Here is a 24,874-nt window from a genome sequence, read left to right as displayed (position 1 = left end):
ACTCATAGTAGTCACATATAATGATAAAACCCTGCCACGGAGGCATATATGTTGAGTATTTTCCGGCCAGAATCCCACCGAGAAAGACTTCCTGAAGATCGTATCGACCCGGTTTATCGTCGTCTGCGCTGGCAGATCTTCCTGGGTATTTTCTTCGGCTATGCGGCCTATTATCTGGTGCGCAAAAATTTTGCGTTGGCCATGCCTTACCTTGTGGAGCAGGGCTTTTCCCGCGGTGATTTAGGGTTTGCGCTGTCGGGGATCTCCATTGCCTATGGTTTCTCAAAATTCATTATGGGGTCGGTCTCGGATCGTTCGAATCCGCGCGTTTTTCTGCCCGCCGGGTTGATTCTGGCCGCGGCAGTCATGTTGTTCATGGGATTTGTCCCGTGGGCGACATCGAGCATTGCCATTATGTTTGTGCTGCTCTTCCTGTGTGGTTGGTTCCAGGGAATGGGGTGGCCGCCGTGTGGACGTACCATGGTGCACTGGTGGTCGCAAAAAGAGCGTGGCAGGATAGTGTCTGTATGGAACTGTGCGCACAACGTCGGCGGCGGTATTCCCCCGTTGCTGTTCCTGTTGGGTATGGCCTGGTTTAACGACTGGCACGCGGCGCTGTATATGCCTGCGTTTGGGGCAATCATTGTGGCGATCTTCGCGTTCGCTATGATGCGCGATACTCCTCAGTCCTGCGGCTTGCCGCCGATTGAAGAGTATAAAAACGACTACCCGGACGATTACAGCGAAAAGGCAGAAGAGGAACTGACGGCGAAGCAAATCTTTATGCAGTACGTCTTCCCGAACCGTCTGCTCTGGTATATCGCCATCGCCAACGTCTTCGTTTATCTGCTGCGCTACGGCATTCTGGACTGGTCACCCACCTACCTGAAAGAAGTGAAACATTTCGCGCTGGATAAATCTTCCTGGGCCTATTTCTTTTATGAATATGCCGGGATCCCAGGGACGCTGATTTGCGGCTGGATGTCGGACAAAGTCTTCAAAGGTAACCGTGGTGCAACAGGCGTCTTCTTTATGACGCTGGTCACCATTGCCACGATCATCTACTGGTTAAACCCGGCGGGCAATCCGACGATAGATATGGTCTGTATGATTGTCATTGGCTTCCTGATCTACGGCCCGGTGATGCTCATTGGTTTGCACGCTCTTGAACTGGCTCCGAAAAAAGCCGCAGGTACGGCAGCGGGCTTCACCGGTTTATTCGGCTACCTTGGCGGGTCGGTGGCGGCCAGTGCGATTGTGGGTTACACCGTCGATTTCTTTGGCTGGGACGGTGGTTTTATGGTGATGATTGGCGGCAGCATTCTGGCTGTGCTTTTGCTGATTGTGGTGATGATTGGCGAACGCAAACATCATGCACAAGTGGCGGCTAAGCGCCGGTAAGGCAATAAAAAGGGCCGCGCGCGGCCCTTTTACATTTCAATCTCAATATCCCCTTTTGCTTTGCAGCAGCAGGGTAATATTTCGTCAGGCTGGATAAAGGCCAGCGGCTCGGTCAGCCAGTCGACCTGGCCTGTGACCAGGCGACAGCGACAGGAGCCGCAGTAACCTTCGCGGCACTGGTATTCCACCGGCACGCGGTGTGATTCCAGCGCCACCAGCAATGACGGATGTTCTTCCTGGCACAACACCTGTGTGCCCGTCAGACGTAAGGTTACACGCGTCATCAGAGCTGGAAGTTACTCAGGTCGTCGGTATCGACTTCGGCGTCGATCTGGCCAACCAGATAAGAGCTGACTTCCACTTCCTGCGGAGCCACCTGAACGTTGTCAGAGACCAGCCAGGTATTGATCCACGGAATCGGGTTCGAGCGGGTCTGGAACGGCAAGTCCAGGCCGACCGCCTGCATGCGGATATTGGTGATGTACTCAATATACTGCCACAGGATGTCTTTATTCAGACCGATCATGGAGCCGTCGCGGAACAGATACTCTGCCCACTCTTTCTCCTGCTGCGCCGCCTGGACGAACAGGTCATAGCACTCCTGTTTGCACTCTTCGGCAATCTCCGCCATTTCCGGGTCATCGCTACCTGAACGCAGCAGGTTCAGCATGTGCTGAGTCCCGGTCAGATGCAGCGCTTCATCGCGTGCAATCAGACGGATGATTTTGGCGTTGCCTTCCATCAATTCGCGCTCCGCAAAGGCGAAAGAACAGGCAAAGCTGACGTAGAAGCGAATAGCTTCCAGTGCGTTAACGCTCATCAGACACAAATACAGTTTCTTTTTCAGCTCGCGCAGGTTCACGGTCACGGTTTTACCGTTAACGGTATGGGTACCTTCGCCAAGCAGATGCCAATAGCTGGTTAGCTCAATCAGCTCATCGTAATAGGCCGAAATGCCCTCGGCACGTTTCTGGATCTGCTCGTTGGTGACGATATCGTCAAACACAATCGCCGGATCGTTCACGATATTACGGATGATGTGGGTGTAAGAGCGCGAATGGATCGTTTCTGAAAACGCCCAGGTTTCAACCCAGGTTTCAAGTTCCGGGATCGAAATCAGCGGCAACAGCGCCACGTTCGGGCTACGACCCTGAATAGAGTCCAGCAGCGTCTGGTATTTCAGGTTGCTGATGAAAATGTGTTTTTCGTGTTCCGGCAACGCCTGGTAGTCAATACGGTCGCGGGAAACGTCAACTTCTTCCGGACGCCAGAAGAAGGAGAGTTGCTTTTCAATCAGCTTTTCAAAGATGTCATATTTTTGCTGATCGTAGCGTGCCACGTTGACCGGCTGGCCGAAGAACATTGGCTCTTTGAGCTGGTCGTTTTTCGTCTGTGAAAAGGTGGTGTATGCCATGAGTGTGTCCTGTGAGAGATTTTGTAGATCGGGCAAACAAAATCGTAGGCCGGGTAAGCGTAGCGTCACCCGGCATTTAAATTAGATCTTACATGCGCCGCTTTCGCAGCCATCATCCTGAATGGACGGCACCAGATCATCCTGCGCATCTTCCGCACCGTCGCGGGTGTTTTGATAGTACAGGGTCTTCACGCCAAATTTATAGGCAGTGAGCAAGTCTTTCAGCAATTGCTGCATCGGCACTTTTCCGGACGGGAAACGTGTCGGGTCATAGTTGGTATTTGCAGAGATCGACTGGTCGATAAATTTCTGCATGATGCCCACCAGTTGCAGATAGCCGTCGTTGTTCGGCATTTCCCACAGCAGCTCGTACTTATCTTTCAGCAACTCATAATCCGGCACCACCTGACGCAGGATACCGTCTTTCGACGCCTTGATGCTCACATGGCCGCGCGGTGGCTCAATGCCGTTGGTGGCATTGGAGATCTGCGATGAGGTTTCCGACGGCATCAGCGCAGACAGCGTGGAGTTACGCAGGCCGTAAGTTTTCACCGATTCACGCAGGGCGTCCCAGTCGTAGTGCAGCGGCTCGCTGGTGATACCGTCCAGGTCTTTCTTGTAGGTATCAATAGGCATAATGCCTTTGGAGTAGGTGGTTTCGTTAAACCACGGGCATGCGCCTTGCTCTTTCGCCAGTTCGTTAGATGCTTTCAGCAGGTAGTACTGGATTGCTTCGAACGTTTTGTGGGTCAGGTTGTTGGCGCTGCCGTCGGAGTAGCGTTTGCCGTTTTTCGCCAGCCAGTAGGCGAAGTTAATCACGCCAATACCCAGCGTACGGCGGCCCATTGCACCGCGTTTTGCCGCCGGAATCGGGTAGTCCTGGTAATCCAGCAGGGCATCCAGCGCACGCACGGCAAGCACCGCCAGCTCTTCCAGCTCATCCAGATTAGAAATCGCACCCAGGTTAAAGGCAGACAGCGTGCAGAGCGCGATTTCACCGTTTTCGTCGTTCACGTCTTCCAGCGGTTTGGTTGGCAGAGCGATTTCCAGGCACAGGTTAGACTGGCGCACTGGCGCAACCACCGGGTCAAACGGGCTGTGGGTATTGCAATGGTCAACGTTCTGGATATAGATACGGCCGGTAGAGGCACGTTCCTGCATCATCAGCGAGAACAGCTCAACGGCTTTCACACGCTGTTTGCGGATGCTGTCGTCTTTCTCATATTTGGTGTAAAGACGTTCGAATTCATCCTGATCGGCGAAGAACGCGTCATACAGGCCCGGGACGTCAGACGGGCTGAACAGGGTGATCTCTTCCCCTTTCAGCAGGCGGGTGTACATCAGTTTGTTGATCTGTACGCCGTAGTCCATGTGACGTACACGGTTACCTTCAACGCCACGGTTGTTTTTCAGAACCAGCAGGCTTTCAACTTCCAGATGCCACATCGGATAGAACAGGGTCGCCGCACCACCGCGCACACCGCCCTGAGAGCAGGATTTTACCGCGGTCTGGAAGTGTTTGTAGAACGGGATACAGCCGGTATGGAACGCTTCACCGCCGCGAATCGGGCTACCCAGCGCACGAATACGACCCGCGTTGATGCCGATACCGGCACGCTGGGAAACGTATTTCACAATTGCGCTGGAAGTGGCGTTGATAGAGTCCAGGCTGTCGCCGCACTCGATCAGCACGCAAGAGCTGAACTGACGGGTCGGAGTACGTACGCCGGACATAATCGGCGTCGGCAGAGAAATTTTGAATGTAGAGACCGCATCATAGAAGCGCTTCACGTAGCTCAGACGCGTCTCGCGTGGATACCCTGAGAACAGGCAGGCAGCCACCAGGATATAGAGGAACTGCGCGCTCTCGTAGATTTCGCCGGTTACACGGTTCTGAACCAGGTATTTGCCTTCAAGCTGCTTAACGGCCGCGTAGGAGAAATTCATATCGCGCCAGTGGTCGATAAACTCGTCCATCTGCTTGAACTCTTCTTCCGTGTAGTCTTCCAGCAGATGCGTGTCGTATTTGCCAAGTTCAACCATTTTTACCACATGGTCGTACAGCGCTGGCGGCTCGAACTGACCATAGGCTTTTTTACGCAGGTGGAAAATGGCCAGGCGCGCGGCGAGGTACTGGTAGTCTGGCGCTTCACGGGAGATCAGGTCCGCAGCGGCTTTGATAATAGTCTCATGAATGTCGGACGTTTTGATGCCGTCGTAGAACTGAATATGGGAACGCAGTTCCACCTGGGAGATGGATACATTACTCAGCCCCTCTGCCGCCCAATCCAGCACCCGATGAATTTTGTCGAGATTGATGCGCTCGGTGCTACCGTCGCGCTTTGTCACCAGCAGACTCTGATTCATGTGAAATTTACCTGTCCGTGAATAAAAAATATCCCCCAATTATCCACAGAACCACGTTGTGACTAAGTCTGTGGATAAATACTATATGTTGGGGGTATATGATAAGAGAAACGCTATATGGTGAGTATTCTAGTAAGGATTCTTTTGAGTACAAGAGTTGATTTTGACGTTAAATTGAGGTTGCAAAAGAGTGATAAAGGCTAAGTCCACGTCGCATAAGGCCTGGCGGGGATGTCAATATTTCGCAAAAAAAAATGAAAATTTGATCAAACGCTGATTTCTTCATCGGGAAGGGGAGATCGCGCGACATGATGTAGCGCAATCTTTATAAGAATAGTGAATGACGTCAGACGTTTTTTGGCTTTGTATGTAACATATAATTCACATCCACACCGGGCGCGAGCTTAAAGGCATTTAACAGCGGGTTATAATGCAGGCCCGTAATGTGACGCTCCTTTAACCCGGATTCATTCACCCAACCGAGCAGTTCTGCCGGTTTGATAAATTTCTTCACGTCGTGCGTTCCTTTCGGCACCATTTTCAGCACATACTCCGCGCCAACCACCGCCATTAACCACGCTTTGCCGTTACGGTTAATCGTCGAGAAGAAGACGTGGCCGCCGGGTTTGACCAGCCGCGCGCAGGCGTTGACCACCGATTGCGGGTCCGGTACGTGTTCCAGCATCTCCATGCAGGTGACAACATCATATTGCTGCGGATGTTTGTCGGCGTGGTCTTCGACGGTCTCTTGCACGTATTCGACGCGAATGCCGGACTCCAGAGCATGCAGCCTGGCGACCTGTAGCGGTTCAAAGCCCATATCCAGCCCGGTGACTATCGCCCCTTCGCGCGCCATGCTCTCCGCCAGAATGCCGCCACCACAGCCGACATCCAGGACATTCTTGCCAAACAGACCGTCAGCACGTTCTGCAATATAGCCCAGACGTAATGGATTGATGCGATGAAGAGGTTTGAATTCGCCTTCCAGATCCCACCAGCGAGAGGCGACCGCTTCAAATTTGGCAATTTCAGCCTGGTCAACGTTTTGAGCAACCGACGTTTTTTCGGCATTCATGGGGATACGTACTCCTTATTTAGCAAGACGGATGAGTATAACAGTCTGCTGGCGCTAATAAAGCGCCCTGCGGGGTCTTTCCGTTTACCTGATTCATTACGGTTGTGTTATAATTTGCGACCTTTGAATCCGGGATACAGTAGAGGGATAGCGGTTAGATGAGCGACCTTGCGAGAGAAATTACACCGGTCAACATCGAGGAAGAGCTGAAAAGTTCTTATCTGGATTATGCCATGTCGGTCATTGTTGGCCGTGCGCTGCCAGATGTCCGCGATGGTCTAAAGCCGGTTCACCGTCGCGTACTTTACGCCATGAACGTCTTGGGCAATGACTGGAACAAAGCCTACAAAAAATCTGCCCGTGTCGTTGGTGACGTAATCGGTAAATACCATCCCCATGGTGATTCCGCAGTGTATGACACCATTGTGCGTATGGCACAGCCATTTTCACTGCGCTACATGCTGGTTGATGGTCAGGGTAACTTCGGTTCGATTGACGGCGACTCCGCGGCGGCAATGCGTTATACGGAAATCCGTCTGGCGAAAATTGCCCATGAGCTGATGGCCGATCTGGAAAAAGAGACCGTTGATTACGTCGACAACTACGACGGTACGGAAAAAATCCCTGATGTTATGCCTACCAAGATCCCGAACCTGCTGGTGAACGGGTCTTCCGGTATTGCAGTCGGGATGGCGACCAACATTCCTCCGCATAACCTGACGGAAGTGATTAACGGTTGCCTGGCGTACATCGATAATGAAGACATCAGCGTTGAAGGGCTGATGGAACATATCCCTGGGCCGGACTTCCCGACCGCCGCCATTATTAATGGTCGTCGCGGTATTGAAGAAGCGTACCGTACCGGGCGTGGCAAAATTTATATTCGCGCCCGCGCGGAAGTGGAAGCTGACGCGAAAACCGGTCGTGAAACCATTATCGTGCATGAAATTCCGTATCAGGTGAACAAAGCACGCCTGATCGAGAAAATTGCCGAGCTGGTTAAAGATAAACGCGTTGAAGGTATCAGCGCGCTGCGTGACGAGTCTGATAAAGACGGGATGCGCATCGTGATTGAAATCAAACGTGACGCAGTGGGTGAGGTGGTACTGAATAACCTGTACTCCCAGACCCAGCTCCAGGTTTCCTTCGGTATCAACATGGTGGCACTGCACCATGGTCAGCCGAAGATCATGAACCTGAAAGACATTCTGTCCGCGTTTGTCCGTCACCGCCGCGAAGTTGTGACGCGTCGTACGATTTTCGAACTGCGTAAAGCGCGCGACCGTGCGCATATCCTTGAAGCGCTGGCCGTTGCGCTGGCCAATATCGATCCGATTATCGAACTGATTCGCCGTGCGCCGACCCCGGCAGAAGCGAAAGCCGGTCTTATCGCACAGCCGTGGGATTTGGGCAACGTTTCCGCCATGCTGGAACGTGCGGGCGATAACGCCGCGCGCCCTGAATGGCTGGAGCCAGAGTTCGGTATTCGTGACGGCAAATACTACCTGACCGAACAGCAGGCACAGGCGATTCTGGATCTGCGTTTGCAGAAACTGACAGGCCTTGAGCATGAAAAACTGCTCGACGAGTATAAAGAGTTACTGGAACAGATTGCCGAGCTGCTGCATATCCTCGGCAGCGCCGATCGTCTGATGGAAGTTATCCGCGAAGAGCTGGAACTGGTTCGTGAGCAGTTCGGTGACGAGCGTCGTACTGAGATCACCGCCAACACCGCCGACATCAACATCGAAGATCTGATCAACGAAGAAGATGTTGTGGTTACGCTGTCGCATCAGGGCTATGTGAAGTACCAGCCGCTTACCGACTACGAAGCGCAACGTCGTGGCGGTAAAGGCAAGTCTGCGGCGCGTATTAAAGAAGAAGACTTTATCGACCGTCTGCTGGTGGCCAACACCCACGACACGATCCTCTGCTTCTCCAGCCGTGGTCGTCTGTACTGGATGAAAGTTTACCAGTTGCCGGAAGCGAGCCGTGGCGCGCGTGGTCGTCCGATCGTCAACCTTCTGCCGCTGGAGCCGAATGAACGTATTACTGCCATTCTGCCGGTACGCGAATATGAAGAGGGCGTAAGCGTCTTTATGGCGACCGCCAGCGGTACCGTGAAGAAAACCGCGTTGACCGAGTTCAGCCGTCCGCGCTCTGCCGGGATCATTGCGGTTAACCTCAATGAAGGCGACGAACTGATCGGCGTCGATCTGACCTCTGGTCAGGACGAAGTCATGCTGTTCTCTGCCGCTGGTAAAGTGGTGCGCTTCAAAGAAGATGCTGTTCGTGCGATGGGACGTACCGCAACAGGTGTTCGCGGTATCAAGCTGGCAGGCGAGGATAAAGTCGTTTCGCTGATCATTCCACGTGGCGAAGGGGCAATCCTCACCGTGACGCAGAATGGCTACGGTAAACGTACGGCTGAAACCGAGTACCCGACCAAATCTCGTGGTACGCAGGGCGTTATCTCCATTAAGGTGACCGAACGTAACGGTTCCGTGGTGGGTGCGGTACAGGTTACTGATACCGACCAGATCATGATGATCACCGATGCCGGTACGCTGGTGCGTACGCGTGTGTCGGAAATCAGCGTGGTAGGGCGTAATACCCAGGGTGTTATCCTTATTCGTACCGCGGAAGACGAAAACGTGGTCGGTCTGCAGCGTGTAGCCGAACCGGTGGACGACGAAGAACTTGACTCCATCGATGGCAGCGTCGCGGAAGGGGATGATGAAATCGCCCCGGAAGTTGACGATGGCGCGGCTGACGACGACGCCGACGAGTAATCTGTGCTGAGGGCCGGTTTTCCGGCCCTTTCTCTTTGCCATTGCGGCACCGGCATTTTACCGCTACTTTAACCTCAGTCACTTTTACACCCTCATGGCGGAGTTTCCCCAGGTTGAAATACCTCGTCTCTTTTCGTAGCACTTTGAAAGTCTCGCGCTATCTTTTCCGCGCGCTGGCTCTGGTGCTTTGGCTGCTGATTGCTCTCTTTTCGGTGTTCTACATCGTCAACGCGTTGCGTGATAAAGAGTCGGAAATACGCCAGGAATTTAACCTCAGTGCCGATCAGGCACAGCGGTATATTCAGCGCACCTCCGACGTCATGAAAGAGCTGAAATACATCGCTGAAAACCGTCTGACGGCAGAAAACGGTATTCTTGCCTCTCGTGGGCTGGATGCGAAAACTGATGTACCTGATTTTCAGCCGCTGTTCCCCGATTCTGACTGCTCGAAAATGGGTACGGCCTGGCGTGGTTCTCTGGAGTCACTGGCCTGGTTTATGCGCTACTGGCGGGATAACTTCTCGGCGGCTTACGACCTGAATCGCGTATTCCTGATTGGGAGTGAGAATCTCTGCGTGGCGGATTTTGGCCTGCGTGATGTGCCGGTCGAACGCGACGAGACATTGAAAAGTCTGCATGAGCGTATTCTGAAATACCGCAACGCGCCGCAGGATGAACGTGGCAACAACCTGTACTGGATGAGCCAGGGGGCGCGTCCGGGAGTCGGCTATTTTTATGCGTTGACGCCGGTTTATCTGGGCAATCGTCTGCAGGCGTTGCTGGGAACGGAACAATCCATTCGGATGGAGAACTTCTTCACCCCCGGCAGTTTGCCGATGGGTGTGACCATCTTTGATGAAAGCGGACGTGCGTTGATTTCCCTGACCGGTGCGGAAAATCGTATCGAGGCGGATCCGCGCTGGCTGCAGGTACGATCCTGGTTTGGTTACACCTCCGGCTTTCATGACCTTATCCTCAAAAAGAGCCTGCCGCCATCGCCGCTGAGTATCGTCTACTCGGTGCCTGTGGACTTGGTGCTTGAGCGTATTCGCATGCTGATCCTCAATGCGGTGCTGCTTAATATCCTTGTGGGGGTTGCACTGTTTACCCTCGCACGTATGTATGAACGGCGAATTTTTATTCCGGCGGAAACGGACGCCCAGCGTCTGGAAGAACACGAGCAGTTCAACCGTAAAATCGTCGCCTCGGCGCCGGTGGGGATCTGTATTTTACGTACCCAGGATGGCACCAACATTCTGAGTAATGAACTGGCGCATAACTACCTGAATATGCTCACCCACGAAGATCGGCAACGTCTGACGCAAATTATCTGCGGGCAGCAGGTGAACTTTGTGGATGTACTGACCAGCAACAATACCAATTTGCAGATAAGCTTTGTCCATTCCCGTTATCGCAACGAAAACGTGGCGATTTGTGTACTGGTGGATGTGTCTGCGCGCGTCAAAATGGAAGAATCGCTGCAGGAGATGGCGCAGGCGGCAGAGCAGGCAAGCCAGTCAAAATCGATGTTCCTGGCAACCGTCAGTCACGAACTGCGTACGCCGCTGTACGGCATTATTGGTAACCTCGATCTGCTGCAGACTAAAGACCTGCCGAAAGGCGTCGACCGTCTGGTGACGGCGATGAATAACTCGTCGAGTCTGCTGCTAAAAATTATCAGCGACATTCTCGATTTCTCGAAAATCGAATCTGAGCAACTCAAAATTGAGCCGCGTGAGTTCTCCCCGCGCGAGGTGATGAGTCATATCACCGCCAACTATGCGCCGCTGGTGGTCCGTAAACAGCTCGGCCTTTACTGTTTTATCGAGCCGGACGTGCCTGCCACGCTGAATGGCGATCCGATGCGTCTGCAGCAGGTTATCTCCAACCTGCTCAGCAACGCCATTAAGTTTACCGATATTGGCTGTATTATTCTTCATGTCCGCCGGGATGAACATTATCTGAGTATCCGCGTACGCGATACCGGCGTCGGGATCCCAGGCAAAGAAGTGGTGCGGTTGTTCGATCCCTTCTTCCAGGTGGGCACTGGCGTGCAGCGTAACTTCCAGGGGACCGGGCTGGGGCTGGCGATTTGCGAAAAACTGATCAGCATGATGGATGGCGATATTAGCGTCGATACCGAACCGGGTATGGGCAGCCAGTTTACCATCCGTATTCCGTTGTATGACGCCGTTGAGCTTGCGCCTGCGGATGTTGATGGCCTTGCCAATACCTGTTGCTGGCTGGCGGTACGTAATGCGTTTCTTAGCAGTTACCTGGAAACCTTGCTGGCGCATAACGGTATTCAGGCCCAGCACTATGATGGTCGCCCACTGGGAGCAAACGACACTTTTATTACGGATGATGAACTGCCAGCGTCCTGGAGCGGGCGGGCCGCCGTCATGTTCTGCCGTCGCCATATTGGTATCCCATTGGAGCGTACGCCAAATGAGTGGCTGGTTAGCGTGGCGTCGCCGCATGATCTGATTGCGATCCTTGGGCGAATTCACCGTGTTGAGGTGGTGGTGCCGGAAGTCACTACCGCGCTGCCGCCACCGGGCGCGGCCGAGGCGCGAAATGACGACATGATGATTCTGGTGGTCGACGATCACCCGATCAACCGCCGTCTGCTGGCGGATCAGCTTGGTTCGCTGGGGTATCAGTGCAAAACGGCGAACGATGGTGTAGATGCCCTGAATGTCCTGAGTAAAAACCCCATCGATATTGTGCTCAGCGACGTTAACATGCCGAACATGGACGGTTATCGCCTGACGCAACGTATCCGTGAATTGGGGATGACCTTGCCGGTTATCGGCGTGACGGCGAATGCGCTGGCCGAAGAGAAACAGCGTTGTCTTGAGTCGGGCATGGATAGCTGCCTGTCGAAGCCGGTAACACTGGATGTGCTGAAACAGACGCTGGCGCTTTACAGTGCGCGAGTAAGAAAAGAGCGGCGATAAAAACAAACCCCGGCGGGGGCCGGGGTCGCAGGTATTACTCTTTCTCGGTCTGGGTCAGTGTGACCGAGGAGAGGTAATTCAGCAGGGCGATATCATTATCAACACCCAGTTTCATCATGGCAGATTTCTTCTGGCTACTGATGGTCTTGATACTGCGGTTCAGTTTCTTGGCGATTTCGGTGACCAGGAAACCTTCGGCAAACAGACGCAATACTTCACTCTCTTTCGGTGACAGACGTTTATCGCCATAACCACCGGCGCTGATTTTTTCCAGCAGGCGGGAAACGCTTTCCGGGGTAAATTTCTTGCCTTTCTGTAATGCAGCCAGCGCCTTAGGCAGGTCGGTTGGTGCGCCCTGTTTCAGCACGATCCCTTCAATATCCAGATCCAGCACGGCGCTCAGAATGGCCGGGTTGTTGTTCATTGTCAGAACAATGATGGACAGGTTCGGGAAATGGCGTTTGATGTATTTAATCAGCGTGATGCCATCACCGTATTTATCGCCTGGCATTGACAGATCGGTGATAAGAACATTGGCCTCAAGTTTCGGCAGATTATTGATAAGTGCTGTAGAGTCTTCAAATTCACCGACTACATTCACCCATTCGATCTGTTCAAGTGATTTGCGAATACCGAACAGTACAATCGGGTGGTCATCGGCAATAATTACGTTCATATTGTTCATGTATTGGGCTACCTTGCTACAGCAAGCTCTTGACGTAAGCGTCAATGTCGCTGATGTAATTTTCTATGCCTGGAACATCCTTCTCACGAATTAAATGCTCCAGCGTTTCACATAACTGCTTACCAGGAACCAGATTAAGCATGGCAAACACCCCTTTCAGGCGGTGTGCTGTCTGAGCCAGTGCAGCGAAATCGCTTGTCGCCGATTCAGTATACAACCTCTTAACATCATCCGGTACTGTGTCGACAAACAGCGCATAATAACCGCTGGCATGGAGTTCGGCATTTTCATCGCCCCCCAAAGGCGACTCCATAACGTCTTCCTGTGCCAGTTGCTCTTCTATAAGCTGCAATATTGCTTCCTGCATTGCATTGCTCATATTAAAGTTGACGCGCAATTGTCCGGGGCCAATTTTCCGCACGCCGACCTCATCATCGCTTAAAAGCAAGCCCGAGGATGTAAGATTAGACGGATTATCCGTTAAAAACAGGTCATATTCTTGACTTAACAGCCTTTCATCCGGAGAGATACAGCTTGCTCCCCAGTTTTCGAGCTGTCGAACCACAATATTGCGGATTTCGCTGGAGGTGATATCAATCATGGCGACCACATCGTCCAGTAATTTCTCCTCGGCTTCCTCATGTTGAGCGCGCACTGCCATTTTCACGTGCAGTGAATAACGGGTACCGAGCTCCTCCCGTGCTTTAATATTTAAGTGACCACCGAGTTTTCTGGCCAGTTGATCGCACAGCCAGAAGGTGAGGGCATTGGCTTTACCATACTGATCGCCCTGAGTGGTATTGAGGAACGGGAAGTGCAGGTTGTCGATCTCGCTATTACTTACCCCGTTGCCGGTGTCCAGGATACGGAAGGTCAGACGATCTTCCGCTGATTCGTCCATGCTCACTTCAAGGGTGATTTTGCCAATCTGCGTTGTCGTCACGGCGTACTGGATCAACAGCAGCAAAATACGTAGCAGGGCATCACGGTCGCCGTGGCGCTCTTCTTTAGCATGAAGATGGTTATTGATGAGCAGTTGTAGTCCCTTGCGCTTAATCACAGGCAGTACCTGCGGCACCACTTCATCAATTAAATCCTGAATGGAAAACAGCGTGGATTGTCCTTTCCATGTGTCGTTTTCCAGCATATTGGCCAGTTGGATCTCATCCACCAGTCTCGCCAGCGCTTCGGCATGATCAGCAAGCTGGTTGCCCTCTTTATCGCTCAACGCAGCGGCTTCGCCAGCCAGGGCTTTGACAGGCTGCTTGAGCGCTTCGGCAATGTTTTGCATGAACGCTGCGCGACCTTGCTGATTTTTCTCATACAGGCGCTGCGCCTGTTTGAGCTTTTTATTCACCAGTACTTCTCTGTCCTGATCGCGGATGATGAAAATTTGCGTGCGCGACGCCACCTGGCTGCGGAACTGGCGAATTTCATACAATTCGTTATTGATTGTGGCCTGAATCACCCCCTGATGCTGATCGGCCATAGAGGTGATGTTTTGCAAGTTGAGATGCGGCAGCAAATGATCGGCGATTTTATTGCTCAACACGGTGCGGTTGGCTTCCTGGTCATGTACCAGCAACCCTAACGGCAACAGAGAGACAATCTCTTCATTAAAGGCGCGCATAACGCGCAGCTCGTTACTGTTTCCCGCAGGGGCCAGCCCATCGCTCTGACGGCCCGGCTGATGGCGGAACGTGGTATAGCCAAACAGCGCCAGCGCCAGCAGACCAATGTTCAATAACAGCGGCAACAGAATATTTTGCAAGGTCTCCAGCAGCAGCGTACCAAACGGCACCTGCCAGACCAGGCGCAGGCCGGTGGAGTTGAGCGAAGAGGCAATCTCGATTTTCGAACTATTGAAATTGATGGTGACGCTGTCGGTGCTCTCTTTATCGGTGGAACGCAGATTATTTTGCGCGTTATCCGTATCGAGACGGAAGCTGTCCAACGACATATCCGGTGGGATTAGGTCGTTAATCGGCAGGTCAAATGCCACAACCGTCGCCAGATGACCGGGCTGGTTAAATGTGGTGCGCAGGGTGAAATAGTGGCCATTCTGCCAGGAAAGGCGACGCAGGGCAGAGAAGCTCTCGCGTTCGTCCAGCGCGTTAGCTTGTTGCAACATCTCCGCGCGGCGTGAATCGACGATGCTGCCAATTGTGGACTCTTTAAACCCGGAGGAGAGATCTTTCAACGGCAGGGTAGAGATCAGGATCATGCTGTTGTCCTGACCATTGAGGTAGTACATCGACCAGGGAACGGTCTCCGCGCCCCACAGGGTATCCAGATAGGTGGAGATTCGCTGCGTCATTTCCAGCGTCGAACTGTCATGGGAGCCGAAGATCAGCGCTTCTGTTTTACGCCGTGGCTTCTCCAGATAGTAAACGTCCTGCTTAAGGCGGGTTTCCTGTAAACCATCACTTGAACTGCCAGAGGTCGCTGCCGCGATGTTGTCGTAGATTTGCCAGGTAGCGTAGCGCCAGGTATCAATGCGCTTGTGCATTGCGTGAGTGATATCGACAACCTGATAGCTTTTATCTTTTAGCCAGGCATTAACGGCGCTTTGTATCATTACGCCCAACGTGACCAGCAGGACAATGATCAATAGAAGAAAGAAGCGGGTGATGTTGCCCGGTATCAAAGAAAATTTTCCTGGGGTCATGGTGTCCGATCGACTCATTCGTGTGTGTAACCCGTAATGACAACACTGCAGATTACTACTCAGTATCCGCGTTGAGACAATGTTGCTGCCATGCCGTAAGAACCTGCCAGCAATGACGGCGGTCTTGCCGGCGTGATGTTGCAGAGCTGTGTACAGCAGGCAGTATATCGGGTAATGAATGAATTTCCAGACTCTCGTTCGGGCAAATGTCTTGCAGACGAACGAAAAAAGCTCGCCTAAACCAGATGCTAAAAAATGTACAATTCATGCGATTCTGTACAGATATTTACCGCTTCGTTGGGAAAAATCGCACTAAATAACAAGAAAATAAAAAATGGATTATCTTTTTGCACTGTACCTGGCACGAATATTGTTTAATTAATAGTCATTACAAATTCTTTCATCTAGCACAAATTGAATTTATTTACGTAAAGAAAGGTAAAAAAAAACCGAATGCCAAGCATTCGGTCCTAATAGGGGTAAACAGACATTCAGAATCGAATGACGGTAATAAATAAAGTTAATGATGATAGCGATTATTATATTAGTGCCGAATTTATAAATTAGTTTTGCATTCAGTGCTAAAAAAAATGTAAATCACTTAACTCGTTGTTTTTATTGTATCTTAAATTATATTTTGATTATTTGTGCTTTATTATTTAGCTATTTGTGCTAAAAAAAGTTCCCCTGAATTTACAAATTGAAACATCTATAATGCAATATGAAACATCTTCAAAGTTTTCGTATCATATTCTTATTGGATTATTCTGTATTTTTAAGGAGAATGAACTTGCAGGCTGATTAATAGGATTGATCAGTGAGCAGTGGCTATAAAAACGCATATAACCGAGGGTTAATAACATGAAAGTTAAAGTACTGTCCCTCCTGGTACCAGCACTGCTGGTAGCAGGCGCAGCAAATGCAGCGGAAATTTATAATAAAAACGGCAACAAATTAGATTTGTACGGAAAAGTCGACGGTCTGCATTATTTCTCCGATGATAAAGGCGCTGATGGCGATCAGACATACGTACGTTTCGGCTTCAAAGGCGAAACCCAGGTAAACGACCAGATCACGGGTTACGGTCAGTGGGAATACAACGTTCAGGCAAACGACACTGAAGGTTCAAGCGATCAGGCCTGGACTCGTCTGGCATTCGCTGGTCTGCGTGTCGGTGATGCGGGTTCTTTCGACTATGGTCGTAACTACGGCGTGATCTATGACGTAACGTCCTGGACCGACGTCCTGCCGGAATTCGGTGGGGATACCTACGGCGCTGATAACTTCATGCAATCCCGTGCTAACGGCGTTGCAACTTACCGTAACACCGACTTCTTCGGTCTGGTTGATGGCCTGAACTTTGCTCTGCAGTATCAGGGCAAAAACGGCAGCGTCAGCGGTGAAAACAGCACAGGTCGTAGCACGCTGAAACAGAACGGCGACGGCTTCGGCGCGTCTCTGACCTACGATCTGGGTGCTGGCTTTAGCGCAGGCGCTGCAATGTCTACCTCTAAACGTACCGCTGACCAGAATGCGGCTGGCGTTTATGGTAGCGGCGACAATGCAGACGTTTATAGCGGCGGTCTGAAATATGACGCCAACAACATCTATCTGGCGGCGCAGTACACCCAGACCTACAACGCAACCCGTTTCGGTAACTCTCAGAACAGCAGCACCGTTTATGGTTTTGCGAACAAAGCGCAAAACTTTGAAGTGGTTGCTCAATACCAGTTCGACTTCGGTCTGCGTCCGTCCGTTGCTTACCTGCAGTCTAAAGGTAAAGACGTTACCAACGGTACGACCGATTTCGGCGACCAGGATCTGCTGAAATATGTTGATGTTGGCGCGACTTACTACTTCAACAAAAACATGTCCACCTATGTTGATTACAAAATCAACCTGCTGGATGACAACACCTTCACTCGTCAGGCTGGTATCAGCACCGACAACGTTGTTGCCCTGGGCCTGGTTTACCAGTTCTAAGCAGCAATTCTCGACAAAGGGGCCCTCTGGCCCCTTTTTTTATGGCTGAACCCCGTCTCACCCTCGTTAAATTTGGTGTACTCTGGCGGCGCAAAACGGATAGGGAAAAGACGATGGCGACGACATTTCTGCGTGCAGGCCTGCTGCTTGCGCTCGCATTATTAAACGGATGCGATAACCCCGCCTCCCAGGTGGAACCCCCCACGGTGCTTGAAGGCAAAACGATGGGCACCTTCTGGCGCGTGAGCGCCATCGCGTTAAGCCCCGAGAAAGCGAAAAGCCTGACGCAGAAAATTCAGGCGCAGCTTGATGCCGACGATCAAGCGCTATCAACGTGGAAACCCGATTCGGCGCTAATGCGCTTTAACCATTCTGCCAGTCTGGCGCCGTGGCCGGTGAGCGCCGATATGGCTGATATTGTCACCGCCGCATTGCGCGTTGGATCCCACACACAGGGGGCAATGGATATCACGGTTGGACCGCTGGTAAATTTATGGGGCTTTGGGCCGGACAAGCAGCCCAACAAAGTGCCGGATCAGGCGCAAATCGATGCGGCCAAAGCGCGTACCGGGTTACAACATCTTAAAGTCATTAACGAGGCGCAACAGCAGTATCTGCAAAAAGATCTGCCGGATCTTTTCGTCGACCTCTCGACCGTTGGCGAAGGGTATGCCGCCGATCATCTTGCACGCCTGATGGAGCGTGAAGGGATCTCGCGCTATCTGGTGTCGGTGGGGGGAGCGCTGGTCAGTCGGGGTATGAACGGGCAGGGGCAACCCTGGCGTGTAGCGATACAAAAGCCGACCGACCAGGAAAATGCGGTGCAGGCGGTGGTGGATATTAATGGCCACGGCATCAGCACCTCTGGCAGCTATCGCAACTACTATGAGCTGGACGGTAAACGCATTTCCCACGTGATTGACCCGCAGACCGGCCGCCCCATTGAGCATAATCTGGTCTCGGTGACGGTGATTGCCCCCACCGCACTGGAAGCTGATGCCTGGGATACCGGCCTGATGGTGCTTGGCACGGCGAAAGCGCAGGATATCGTGCGCAAAGAGGGGCTGGCGGTCTATATGATCATGCGGGAAGGTGACAAGTTTACCACCTGGATGTCGCCACAGTTTTCTGCGTTTCTGCTCAACGAGAAAAATTAGACAGCAAGAATGCGGGTTTTTTCGTCCGGGCTATCGGGCACAGTGAAGCTATGCTTGAAAGAGGAGCCTGAGATGAAAACATCCACGACGTTATATCAACAACCGTTGACCGATGAACAATGCTGGCAGGCTGTCTGCGCGCGTGATGCCAGCCACGACGGGCAATTTGTCTTCGCGGTACGAACCACCGGCATTTTTTGCCGCCCCTCCTGCCGTTCACGCCGGCCCCTGCGCGAGAATGTCGGTTTTTACCCCGATGCCGATACCGCGCAGGCTGCCGGGTTTCGCCCCTGCAAACGCTGTCAGCCTGAAAGAGCGGACCCGCAGCAGCAACGGATTGCAAAAGTGGAAAAGGCCTGTCGCTTGCTGGAACAGGAGGGGAGTGTGACCCTGGAAACCCTGGCGGATGCCGTCGCCATGAGCCCCTGGCATTTCCACCGGCTGTTTAAGTCCGTAACCGGCATGACGCCGAAAGCCTGGCAGCTTGCTTTTCGTGCGCAGCGTCTGCGCAACGCGCTTAATGAAAGCGCCACGATCACCGATGCGGTACTGGCGGCAGGGTTTCCCGATAACAGCAGCTACTATCGGCAGGCTGACGCCGCGCTGGGAATGACGGCGCGCCAGTATCGGCGCGGCGGTGACGATACGAATGTCTGCTATGCCCTGAGTCATTGTTCTTTAGGGCATTGCCTGGTGGCGCAAAGTGAACGCGGGATCTGCGCCATTTTGCTGGCTGATAACGAGGACGCACTGCTGGAGGAACTGCGAAGTATCTTCCCCGGCGCCCGACGCGAGCAGGCAGATGAAAGGTTTGTTGAACAGGTTGAGGAGGTCGTGAGGCGCATTGATAATCCGGCGTCACCTTTTACGCTGCCTCTGGACTTGCGCGGTACGGCATTTCAGCTCCAGGTCTGGAACGCGCTGCGCGCCATCCCGGTGGGAGAAACCGTCAGTTATCAGTCGCTGGCAAACACCCTTGGTAAGCCGGGCGCGGTGCGTGCCGTCGCCCGCGCCTGTGCGGCGAACAAGCTTGCCATTGTGGTGCCTTGTCATCGGGTGGTTCGCTCAGATGGCGGGCTGTCCGGTTATCGTTGGGGGGCGACGCGTAAAGCCCGCCTTCTGCGGCAGGAATCAGAATCGAAGGAGACATAATGCTCGATTTATTTGCCGATGAAGAACCCTGGCAAGAACCTCTCGCCCCTGGCGCGGTGGTCCTGCGGCGTTTTGCGCTGGCAAATGCACAGGCTTTACTGGCGGGCATTGAGGCGGTAACGCAGGTATCGCCGCTGCGTCATATGGTAACGCCCGGCGGCTACACCATGTCGGTGGCGATGACCAACTGCGGCGAAGTGGGCTGGACGACCGACGCCAGAGGGTATCTCTATTCCGGGATTGATCCACAAACGGGCAATCCCTGGCCTGCTATCCCTGATGCTTTTGCGACGCTTTGCCATGATGCGGCGGTGGCGGCAGACTATGCGGATTTCAGACCGGATGCCTGCCTGATTAACCGTTATGTACCCGGTGCGAAACTCTCGTTGCATCAGGATAAAGACGAACCGGATTTACGTGCGCCTATCGTCTCTGTCTCGCTTGGCCTGCCGGCGGTGTTCCAGTTTGGTGGCCTTAAACGCAATGACCCCATACAACGTTTAATGCTTGAGCACGGTGACGTGGTGGTGTGGGGTGGGGCGTCACGACTGTTTTATCATGGCATTTTACCGCTTAAACCGGGGCATCATCCGGCGACCGGAGAGTGCCGTTTTAACCTCACTTTTCGGCGGGCAAGAAAGATTGAATAAAAATAAGAATTATTCTTGATGTAAACAATCAGCCGTTTAAACTGCTGGCTGTTTTGGTTGACCGGGTTTTGTGATGGAACTTCTCCTGCTGGTCTGGCGGCAGTACCGCTGGCCTTTTATCGCCGTTATCGCGCTAACGCTGCTTAGCGCCGCGCTGGGCATCGGGCTTATTGCCTTTATCAATCTCCGCCTGATTGAAACGGTGGATATGTCGCTGGCCGTGTTGCCGGAGTTCCTGGGCTTACTTCTGTTGCTGATGGCGGTGACGCTGGGGTCTCAACTGGCATTAACCACCCTCGGCCACCATTTTGTCTATCGCCTGCGCGGTGAGTTTATCAAGCGCATACTCGACACCCCTGTTGAGCGTATTGAAAAGCTTGGCAGTGCCACGCTGCTGGCCGGGCTGACCAGCGACGTGCGTAGTATTACCATTGCGTTTGTGCGTCTGCCGGAACTGGTGCAGGGGATTATTCTGACGATTGGCTCTTCGGCGTATCTGGCCTGGTTGTCCGGTAAAATGCTGGTCATCACCGCGCTGTGGATGGCACTGACTATCTGGGGTGGATTTATTCTGGTCTCCCGTGTCTATAAACATATGGCGACGCTGCGTGAAACCGAAGACAAACTGTACAACGACTTTCAGACCGTACTGGAAGGGCGCAAAGAGCTGACCCTTAATCGCGAGCGTGCCGGGCATGTCTATAACAATCTGTATCTGCCGGATGCCCGAGAATATCGCCACCACATTATCCGTGCTGACACTTTCCACCTGAGCGCGGTGAACTGGTCGAATATCATGATGTTGGGGGCGATTGGCCTGGTGTTCTGGATGGCAAACAGTCTGGGCTGGGCGGATACCAATGTCGCGGCGACCTACTCATTGACACTTTTGTTCCTGCGCACCCCTCTGCTCTCAGCCATTGGCGCGCTGCCGACACTATTGAGCGCGCAGGTGGCGTTCAATAAACTTAAGCAGTTCTCGCTGGCGCCGTATCAGCCTGACTTCCCGCGACCGCAGCTTTACCCGAACTGGGAAACGCTGGAATTGCGCGATGTTACTTTTACCTATCAGGACAAAACGTTTTCCGTGGGGCCGATTAACCTGACGCTCAGGCGCGGCGAACTGGTCTTCCTGATTGGCGGCAATGGCAGCGGTAAATCGACGCTGGCGATGTTGTTAACCGGGTTGTATGAACCGGTTTCTGGCGAAATTCTGCTGGACGGTAAGCCACTTGCGAAGGAAAAGCCGGAGGATTATCGCAAGCTGTTTTCCGCCGTGTTTACCGATGTCTGGCTTTTTGATCAACTGCTGGGCGCGGATGGTCAACAGGCGGATCCGGCGCTGGTGGACCACTGGCTGCAAAAGCTGAAAATGGCGCACAAGCTGGAGCTCAAGGATGGCAAAATCCTCGATCTGAAACTGTCGAAAGGGCAGAAAAAGCGAGTTGCGCTACTGCTGGCACTGGCGGAAGAGCGCGATATTTTGCTGCTTGATGAGTGGGCTGCCGACCAGGATCCACACTTCCGTCGCGAGTTTTACCAGGTGCTGTTACCGCTGATGCAGGGGATGGGGAAAACCATTTTCGCCATCAGCCACGATGATCATTACTTTATCCATGCCGATCGTTTGCTGGAAATGCGTAACGGTCAATTAAGCGAACTGACCGGGGAGGAGCGTGAGCTCGCCTCCCGCGATGCGGTTGCCCGCACGGCTTGATGGTTAATTTTCGGGCGGAAACGCCCGGAAAATCAGCAAAATATCTCTCTTTTACCCATCTGTACGCGCGGCTTATTAATATTTACATCACCTGCCGCTATGCTTAGACCTGTACGCCTTCATCTCATAAAGGTGAGTTACTACGCAGGGAACGTCCAATGTCTGTCAGCAAAAAAAGCAGTAGCAGATTACGCGATCAGGAACGTGCGCGTTTAATCTGGCTTCTCACCACCGAAAAATCACTCACCGCAACGTTGCTTGGCGAGTTAACTCTGGCGGAACAGTTTGACGCCGATAAGCTCAGCAGTGACATGGCTGAGGTCAACGCATTGGTGGCGCATTTACCGGCGCCGGATTTAGCCGATACCCTCGAAGGGTTGCCGATCGACGGGCGTCTTGCCCTGTGGCGGCTGGTAGAAGATGACAAACGTGGCAAAGTCTTGCTGGAAGCGTCGGAAAACGTCTGGGAAGACCTGATTGATGGAATGAGTGATAAAGCGTTGCTGGATGCATTGCAAACGCTGGATATCGACGACCAAATCTGGCTGGTGCAGCATCTGCCGCGTAATCTGACCGGGCGTCTGCTGGCAACACTGCCGGCAACCGATCGCGCCCGGGTACGCCAGGTGATGCGCTACGGCAAAGACTGCGTTGCGGCGATCATGGAATTTGAAGTGATCACCGTGCGTCCGAATTTGACGCTGGCCACCGTACAGCGCTATTTACGCAGGCTGGGCAAAATGCCGGAAAACACCGACAAACTCTTTGTCACCGGACGTGACGGCATACTGCTTGGCGAGCTGGCGCTGCAAACCATCTTACTGAAAGGCAGTGCCTGCCGGGTAGGTGAGGTGATGAATGACGATCCGGTCACCTTTTCGCCTGATGAGCAGGCGCAAGACGCGGCGCATACCTTTGAACGCGATGACTTAATTAGCGCGGCTGTTACCGATACCGACGGCAAATTAATTGGCCGCCTTACCATCGACGACATCGTGGATGTGGTCTACGAAGAGACTGACAACGATTTGCGTCAGATGGGCGGTCTGAGTGCCGAAGAGGATGTCTTTGCGCCGGTGACCCGTGCGGTGAAAAACCGCTGGGCATGGCTGGCGATTAATCTGTGCACGGCATTTATTGCTTCACGGGTGATTGACGGTTTTGAACACACCATTTCACAGTTGGTAGCGCTGGCCGCGTTGATGCCTATTGTTGCCGGTATCGGCGGAAACACCGGTAATCAGACCATCACAATGATTGTTCGCGCCCTGGCGTTGCAGACCATTCAGCCGGGCAATTTTCGCTTTTTAGTCTTGCGTGAAATGGGTGTGGCGTTGGTGAATGGTCTGGTGTGGGGAGGGATCATGGGGGCCGTTACCTGGCTACTCTATGATGATGCTGCGCTGGGTGGCGTGATGACGCTGGCGATGGTGCTCAACTTGCTGATGGCGGCATTGATGGGCGTGCTTATCCCAATGACAATGGTGCGTTTCGGGCGTGACCCGGCGGTCGGCTCGAGCGTGATGATCACGGCGATTACCGATACCGGGGGCTTTTTTATTTTTCTTGGGCTGGCGACGATTTTTCTGCTGTAGCGCCACGCGCGTTATGTAAACGTGCAGGAAGGAGAGCCATCGCAATCATCCCTGCCAGTACGCCAATCGCCAGATTGCCGGTACTGATGGTTGCCGCAACGGTGACGATCATCACCACGGTTTCGGCAATCGGCGCGCGTTGCAGCGTTGCCGGATAGAGGCTATGCCAGCTAAAGGTTTTACAGGCGACAATGGTCATAATGCCCGCCAGGACCACCATCGGAATTTCCGCCATTACCTCGCTCAGTGCCGTCACCAGCAATAAGAGCACCAGCCCCGCCACGATGGTGGATACGCGGCTGCGTCCTTTGCCCATTTCCACATTGACGATGGTCTGCCCAATCATTGCGCAACCTGCGATACCGCCGTAAAAACCCGCGAGGATATTGGCGATCCCCAGCCCGGCGCTTTCCCGGCTTTTGCTGGATGGCGTATGGGTTAAATCATCCACCAGACGTGCGGTCAACAATGATTCCAACAGGCCAACAAAGGCGATACTGAGCGCGCAGGGCCAGATAATGTCGAGGGTGGCGAGGTTAAAAGGTACCCGCCATTCGGTGAAGCCAGGCAGGCCGCCTTGCATAGGACCTTCGTCGCCCACGGTAGGTAGCGTTTGTCCGGTGAGGACGGTAAATAACGTCAGCACCACGATGGCCACCAGCGGTGCGGGCACGCTTTTCACCCAGCGTGGCCACCACAGGACAATCAGCACTGTCAGGACGAAGAGCGCGAGGATCAGCGGTTCGCGGCTCCAGAAATGGGGCACCTGGGCGAAAAAAATCAAAATACCCAGCGCATTCACAAAGCCTGTCATCACTGCTTGTGGCACGAAGCGCATCAGACGCGCCATTCGCGTTAAGCCAAAGATAATTTGTATAACGCCTGCAAGCACGACAGCGGGCAGAATGTATTCCACGCCGTGTTGGTGCACCATCGGGCCAATCACCAGCGCAACTGAACCGGCCGCTGCGGTTACCATCGCCGGTCGCCCGCCCAGCAACGACATGCTGATGCACAGCACCACGGAGGCCAGCAGGCTGACTTTGGGATCGACACCCGCGATCACCGAGAAGGAGATCACCTCCGGAATCAACGCCAGCGCGGTAATCACACCCGCCAGCGCTTCGCGTGTTATCAATTGAGGGGAGCGCAGCACATGGCTAACCCGACCCGTTGGGGAGAATAATTTTTCAGTCATAACTTTTTGCAGGGGTGATTAACGACAGGCATCAATAAATGGATGGGATGTCATGTGTTT

16 protein-coding genes are annotated in these 24,874 nt (G+C 53.1%); 9 read left to right on the top strand and 7 right to left on the bottom strand.

Annotation, left to right across the window (positions count from 1 at the left end; translation table 11 throughout):
• The first annotated feature begins 48 nt into the window (after nt 1–48).
• The gene (gene glpT / locus ABIB59_RS03605; RefSeq protein WP_071195658.1) at nt 49–1,401 is read left to right on the top strand and encodes a glycerol-3-phosphate transporter; all 1,353 of its coding nucleotides are present in this window, start codon (nt 49–51) and stop codon (nt 1,399–1,401) included.
• A gap of 29 nt (nt 1,402–1,430) precedes the next feature.
• On the opposite strand, the gene yfaE is transcribed toward glpT, so the two are convergent.
• The 4 genes from yfaE to ubiG all read right to left on the bottom strand — a co-directional run bounded on the left by yfaE (nt 1,431) and on the right by ubiG (nt 6,257).
• Nucleotides 1,431–1,685, bottom strand: a complete 255-nt coding sequence (yfaE, locus tag ABIB59_RS03600) for a class I ribonucleotide reductase maintenance protein YfaE (RefSeq protein ID WP_039079917.1) — start codon at nt 1,683–1,685, stop codon at nt 1,431–1,433.
• Nucleotides 1,685–2,815, bottom strand: coding sequence for a class Ia ribonucleoside-diphosphate reductase subunit beta (gene nrdB / locus ABIB59_RS03595; protein WP_039079918.1), 1,131 nt, complete (start codon nt 2,813–2,815; stop codon nt 1,685–1,687). The genes yfaE and nrdB overlap by 1 nt, the downstream gene beginning before the upstream one ends.
• An 81-nt stretch (nt 2,816–2,896) precedes the next feature.
• Nucleotides 2,897–5,182 (bottom strand): class 1a ribonucleoside-diphosphate reductase subunit alpha, encoded by a 2,286-nt coding sequence (nrdA, locus tag ABIB59_RS03590; protein WP_071195659.1) that lies wholly within the window; start codon nt 5,180–5,182, stop codon nt 2,897–2,899.
• Between the two features lie 346 nt (nt 5,183–5,528).
• The gene (gene ubiG / locus ABIB59_RS03585) at nt 5,529–6,257 is read right to left on the bottom strand and encodes a bifunctional 2-polyprenyl-6-hydroxyphenol methylase/3-demethylubiquinol 3-O-methyltransferase UbiG (RefSeq protein ID WP_039079920.1); all 729 of its coding nucleotides are present in this window, start codon (nt 6,255–6,257) and stop codon (nt 5,529–5,531) included.
• Nucleotides 6,258–6,415: 158 nt separating this feature from the next.
• On the opposite strand from ubiG, the gene gyrA reads away from it, so the two are divergent.
• Nucleotides 6,416–9,049, top strand: coding sequence for a DNA topoisomerase (ATP-hydrolyzing) subunit A (gyrA, locus tag ABIB59_RS03580; RefSeq protein ID WP_079496262.1), 2,634 nt, complete (start codon nt 6,416–6,418; stop codon nt 9,047–9,049).
• A 113-nt stretch (nt 9,050–9,162) separates the two neighbouring features.
• The gene (rcsC, locus tag ABIB59_RS03575; protein ID WP_110294551.1) at nt 9,163–12,009 is read left to right on the top strand and encodes a two-component system sensor histidine kinase RcsC; all 2,847 of its coding nucleotides are present in this window, start codon (nt 9,163–9,165) and stop codon (nt 12,007–12,009) included.
• A 34-nt stretch (nt 12,010–12,043) separates the two neighbouring features.
• On the opposite strand, the gene rcsB is transcribed toward rcsC, so the two are convergent.
• Both rcsB and rcsD read right to left on the bottom strand, forming a co-directional pair.
• On the bottom strand, nt 12,044–12,694 hold the full coding sequence (gene rcsB / locus ABIB59_RS03570; protein WP_039079923.1) for a response regulator transcription factor RcsB: 651 nt from the start codon (nt 12,692–12,694) through the stop codon (nt 12,044–12,046).
• 16 nt (nt 12,695–12,710) lie between these two features.
• Nucleotides 12,711–15,380 carry a phosphotransferase RcsD gene (gene rcsD, locus ABIB59_RS03565; protein ID WP_079496264.1) on the bottom strand — a complete coding sequence of 890 codons (2,670 nt, stop codon included), beginning with the start codon at nt 15,378–15,380 and terminating at the stop codon, nt 12,711–12,713.
• An 843-nt stretch (nt 15,381–16,223) separates the two neighbouring features.
• On the opposite strand from rcsD, the gene ABIB59_RS03560 reads away from it, so the two are divergent.
• The 6 genes from ABIB59_RS03560 (at nt 16,224) to mgtE (ending at nt 23,616) form a co-directional block, all read left to right on the top strand.
• Entirely contained in the window at nt 16,224–17,345 is a 1,122-nt protein-coding gene (locus ABIB59_RS03560; RefSeq protein WP_039079925.1) for a porin OmpC, read from the top strand.
• Nucleotides 17,346–17,458: 113 nt separating this feature from the next.
• Complete coding sequence (gene apbE, locus ABIB59_RS03555; RefSeq protein ID WP_317077052.1) at nt 17,459–18,502, top strand: FAD:protein FMN transferase ApbE; 1,044 nt, start codon at nt 17,459–17,461, stop codon at nt 18,500–18,502.
• A 72-nt stretch (nt 18,503–18,574) separates the two neighbouring features.
• Entirely contained in the window at nt 18,575–19,654 is a 1,080-nt protein-coding gene (gene ada, locus ABIB59_RS03550; protein ID WP_317077051.1) for a bifunctional DNA-binding transcriptional regulator/O6-methylguanine-DNA methyltransferase Ada, read from the top strand.
• The gene (gene alkB, locus ABIB59_RS03545) at nt 19,654–20,304 is read left to right on the top strand and encodes a DNA oxidative demethylase AlkB (RefSeq protein WP_354034028.1); all 651 of its coding nucleotides are present in this window, start codon (nt 19,654–19,656) and stop codon (nt 20,302–20,304) included. Before ada ends, alkB begins: the two co-directional genes overlap by 1 nt.
• Nucleotides 20,305–20,377: 73 nt before the next feature.
• Nucleotides 20,378–22,021, top strand: a complete 1,644-nt coding sequence (locus ABIB59_RS03540) for a multidrug ABC transporter permease/ATP-binding protein (protein WP_354034026.1) — start codon at nt 20,378–20,380, stop codon at nt 22,019–22,021.
• Nucleotides 22,022–22,179: 158 nt separating this feature from the next.
• Complete coding sequence (gene mgtE / locus ABIB59_RS03535; RefSeq protein ID WP_039079930.1) at nt 22,180–23,616, top strand: magnesium transporter; 1,437 nt, start codon at nt 22,180–22,182, stop codon at nt 23,614–23,616.
• Here the strand turns inward: mgtE and ABIB59_RS03530 are convergent.
• On the bottom strand, nt 23,579–24,814 hold the full coding sequence (locus ABIB59_RS03530; RefSeq protein WP_354034024.1) for a SulP family inorganic anion transporter: 1,236 nt from the start codon (nt 24,812–24,814) through the stop codon (nt 23,579–23,581). The genes mgtE and ABIB59_RS03530 overlap by 38 nt on opposite strands.
• Nucleotides 24,815–24,874: the final 60 nt, after the last annotated feature.

This window comes from Citrobacter sp. UYEF32 (genome assembly GCF_040546205.1).
Taxonomy (GTDB): domain Bacteria; phylum Pseudomonadota; class Gammaproteobacteria; order Enterobacterales; family Enterobacteriaceae; genus Phytobacter; species Phytobacter diazotrophicus.
This window is presented reverse-complemented; position numbering and strand designations above follow the sequence as displayed.

Bases quoted from the DNA above. Each gene is read 5' to 3' on its own strand.
- glpT (WP_071195658.1), top strand. From the start codon at position 49: ATGTTGAGTATTTTCCGGCCAGAATCCCACCGAGAAAGACTTCCTGAA.
- ada (WP_317077051.1), top strand. From the start codon at position 18,575: ATGAAAACATCCACGACGTTATATCAACAACCGTTGACCGATGAACAA.
- yfaE (WP_039079917.1), bottom strand. From the start codon at position 1,685: ATGACGCGTGTAACCTTACGTCTGACGGGCACACAGGTGTTGTGCCAG.
- mgtE (WP_039079930.1), top strand. From the start codon at position 22,180: ATGTCTGTCAGCAAAAAAAGCAGTAGCAGATTACGCGATCAGGAACGT.
- apbE (WP_317077052.1), top strand. From the start codon at position 17,459: ATGGCGACGACATTTCTGCGTGCAGGCCTGCTGCTTGCGCTCGCATTA.
- rcsB (WP_039079923.1), bottom strand. From the start codon at position 12,694: ATGAACAATATGAACGTAATTATTGCCGATGACCACCCGATTGTACTG.
- gyrA (WP_079496262.1), top strand. From the start codon at position 6,416: ATGAGCGACCTTGCGAGAGAAATTACACCGGTCAACATCGAGGAAGAG.
- rcsD (WP_079496264.1), bottom strand. From the start codon at position 15,380: ATGAGTCGATCGGACACCATGACCCCAGGAAAATTTTCTTTGATACCG.
- ubiG (WP_039079920.1), bottom strand. From the start codon at position 6,257: ATGAATGCCGAAAAAACGTCGGTTGCTCAAAACGTTGACCAGGCTGAA.
- ABIB59_RS03560 (WP_039079925.1), top strand. From the start codon at position 16,224: ATGAAAGTTAAAGTACTGTCCCTCCTGGTACCAGCACTGCTGGTAGCA.
- nrdB (WP_039079918.1), bottom strand. From the start codon at position 2,815: ATGGCATACACCACCTTTTCACAGACGAAAAACGACCAGCTCAAAGAG.
- alkB (WP_354034028.1), top strand. From the start codon at position 19,654: ATGCTCGATTTATTTGCCGATGAAGAACCCTGGCAAGAACCTCTCGCC.
- ABIB59_RS03530 (WP_354034024.1), bottom strand. From the start codon at position 24,814: ATGACTGAAAAATTATTCTCCCCAACGGGTCGGGTTAGCCATGTGCTG.
- nrdA (WP_071195659.1), bottom strand. From the start codon at position 5,182: ATGAATCAGAGTCTGCTGGTGACAAAGCGCGACGGTAGCACCGAGCGC.
- ABIB59_RS03540 (WP_354034026.1), top strand. From the start codon at position 20,378: ATGGAACTTCTCCTGCTGGTCTGGCGGCAGTACCGCTGGCCTTTTATC.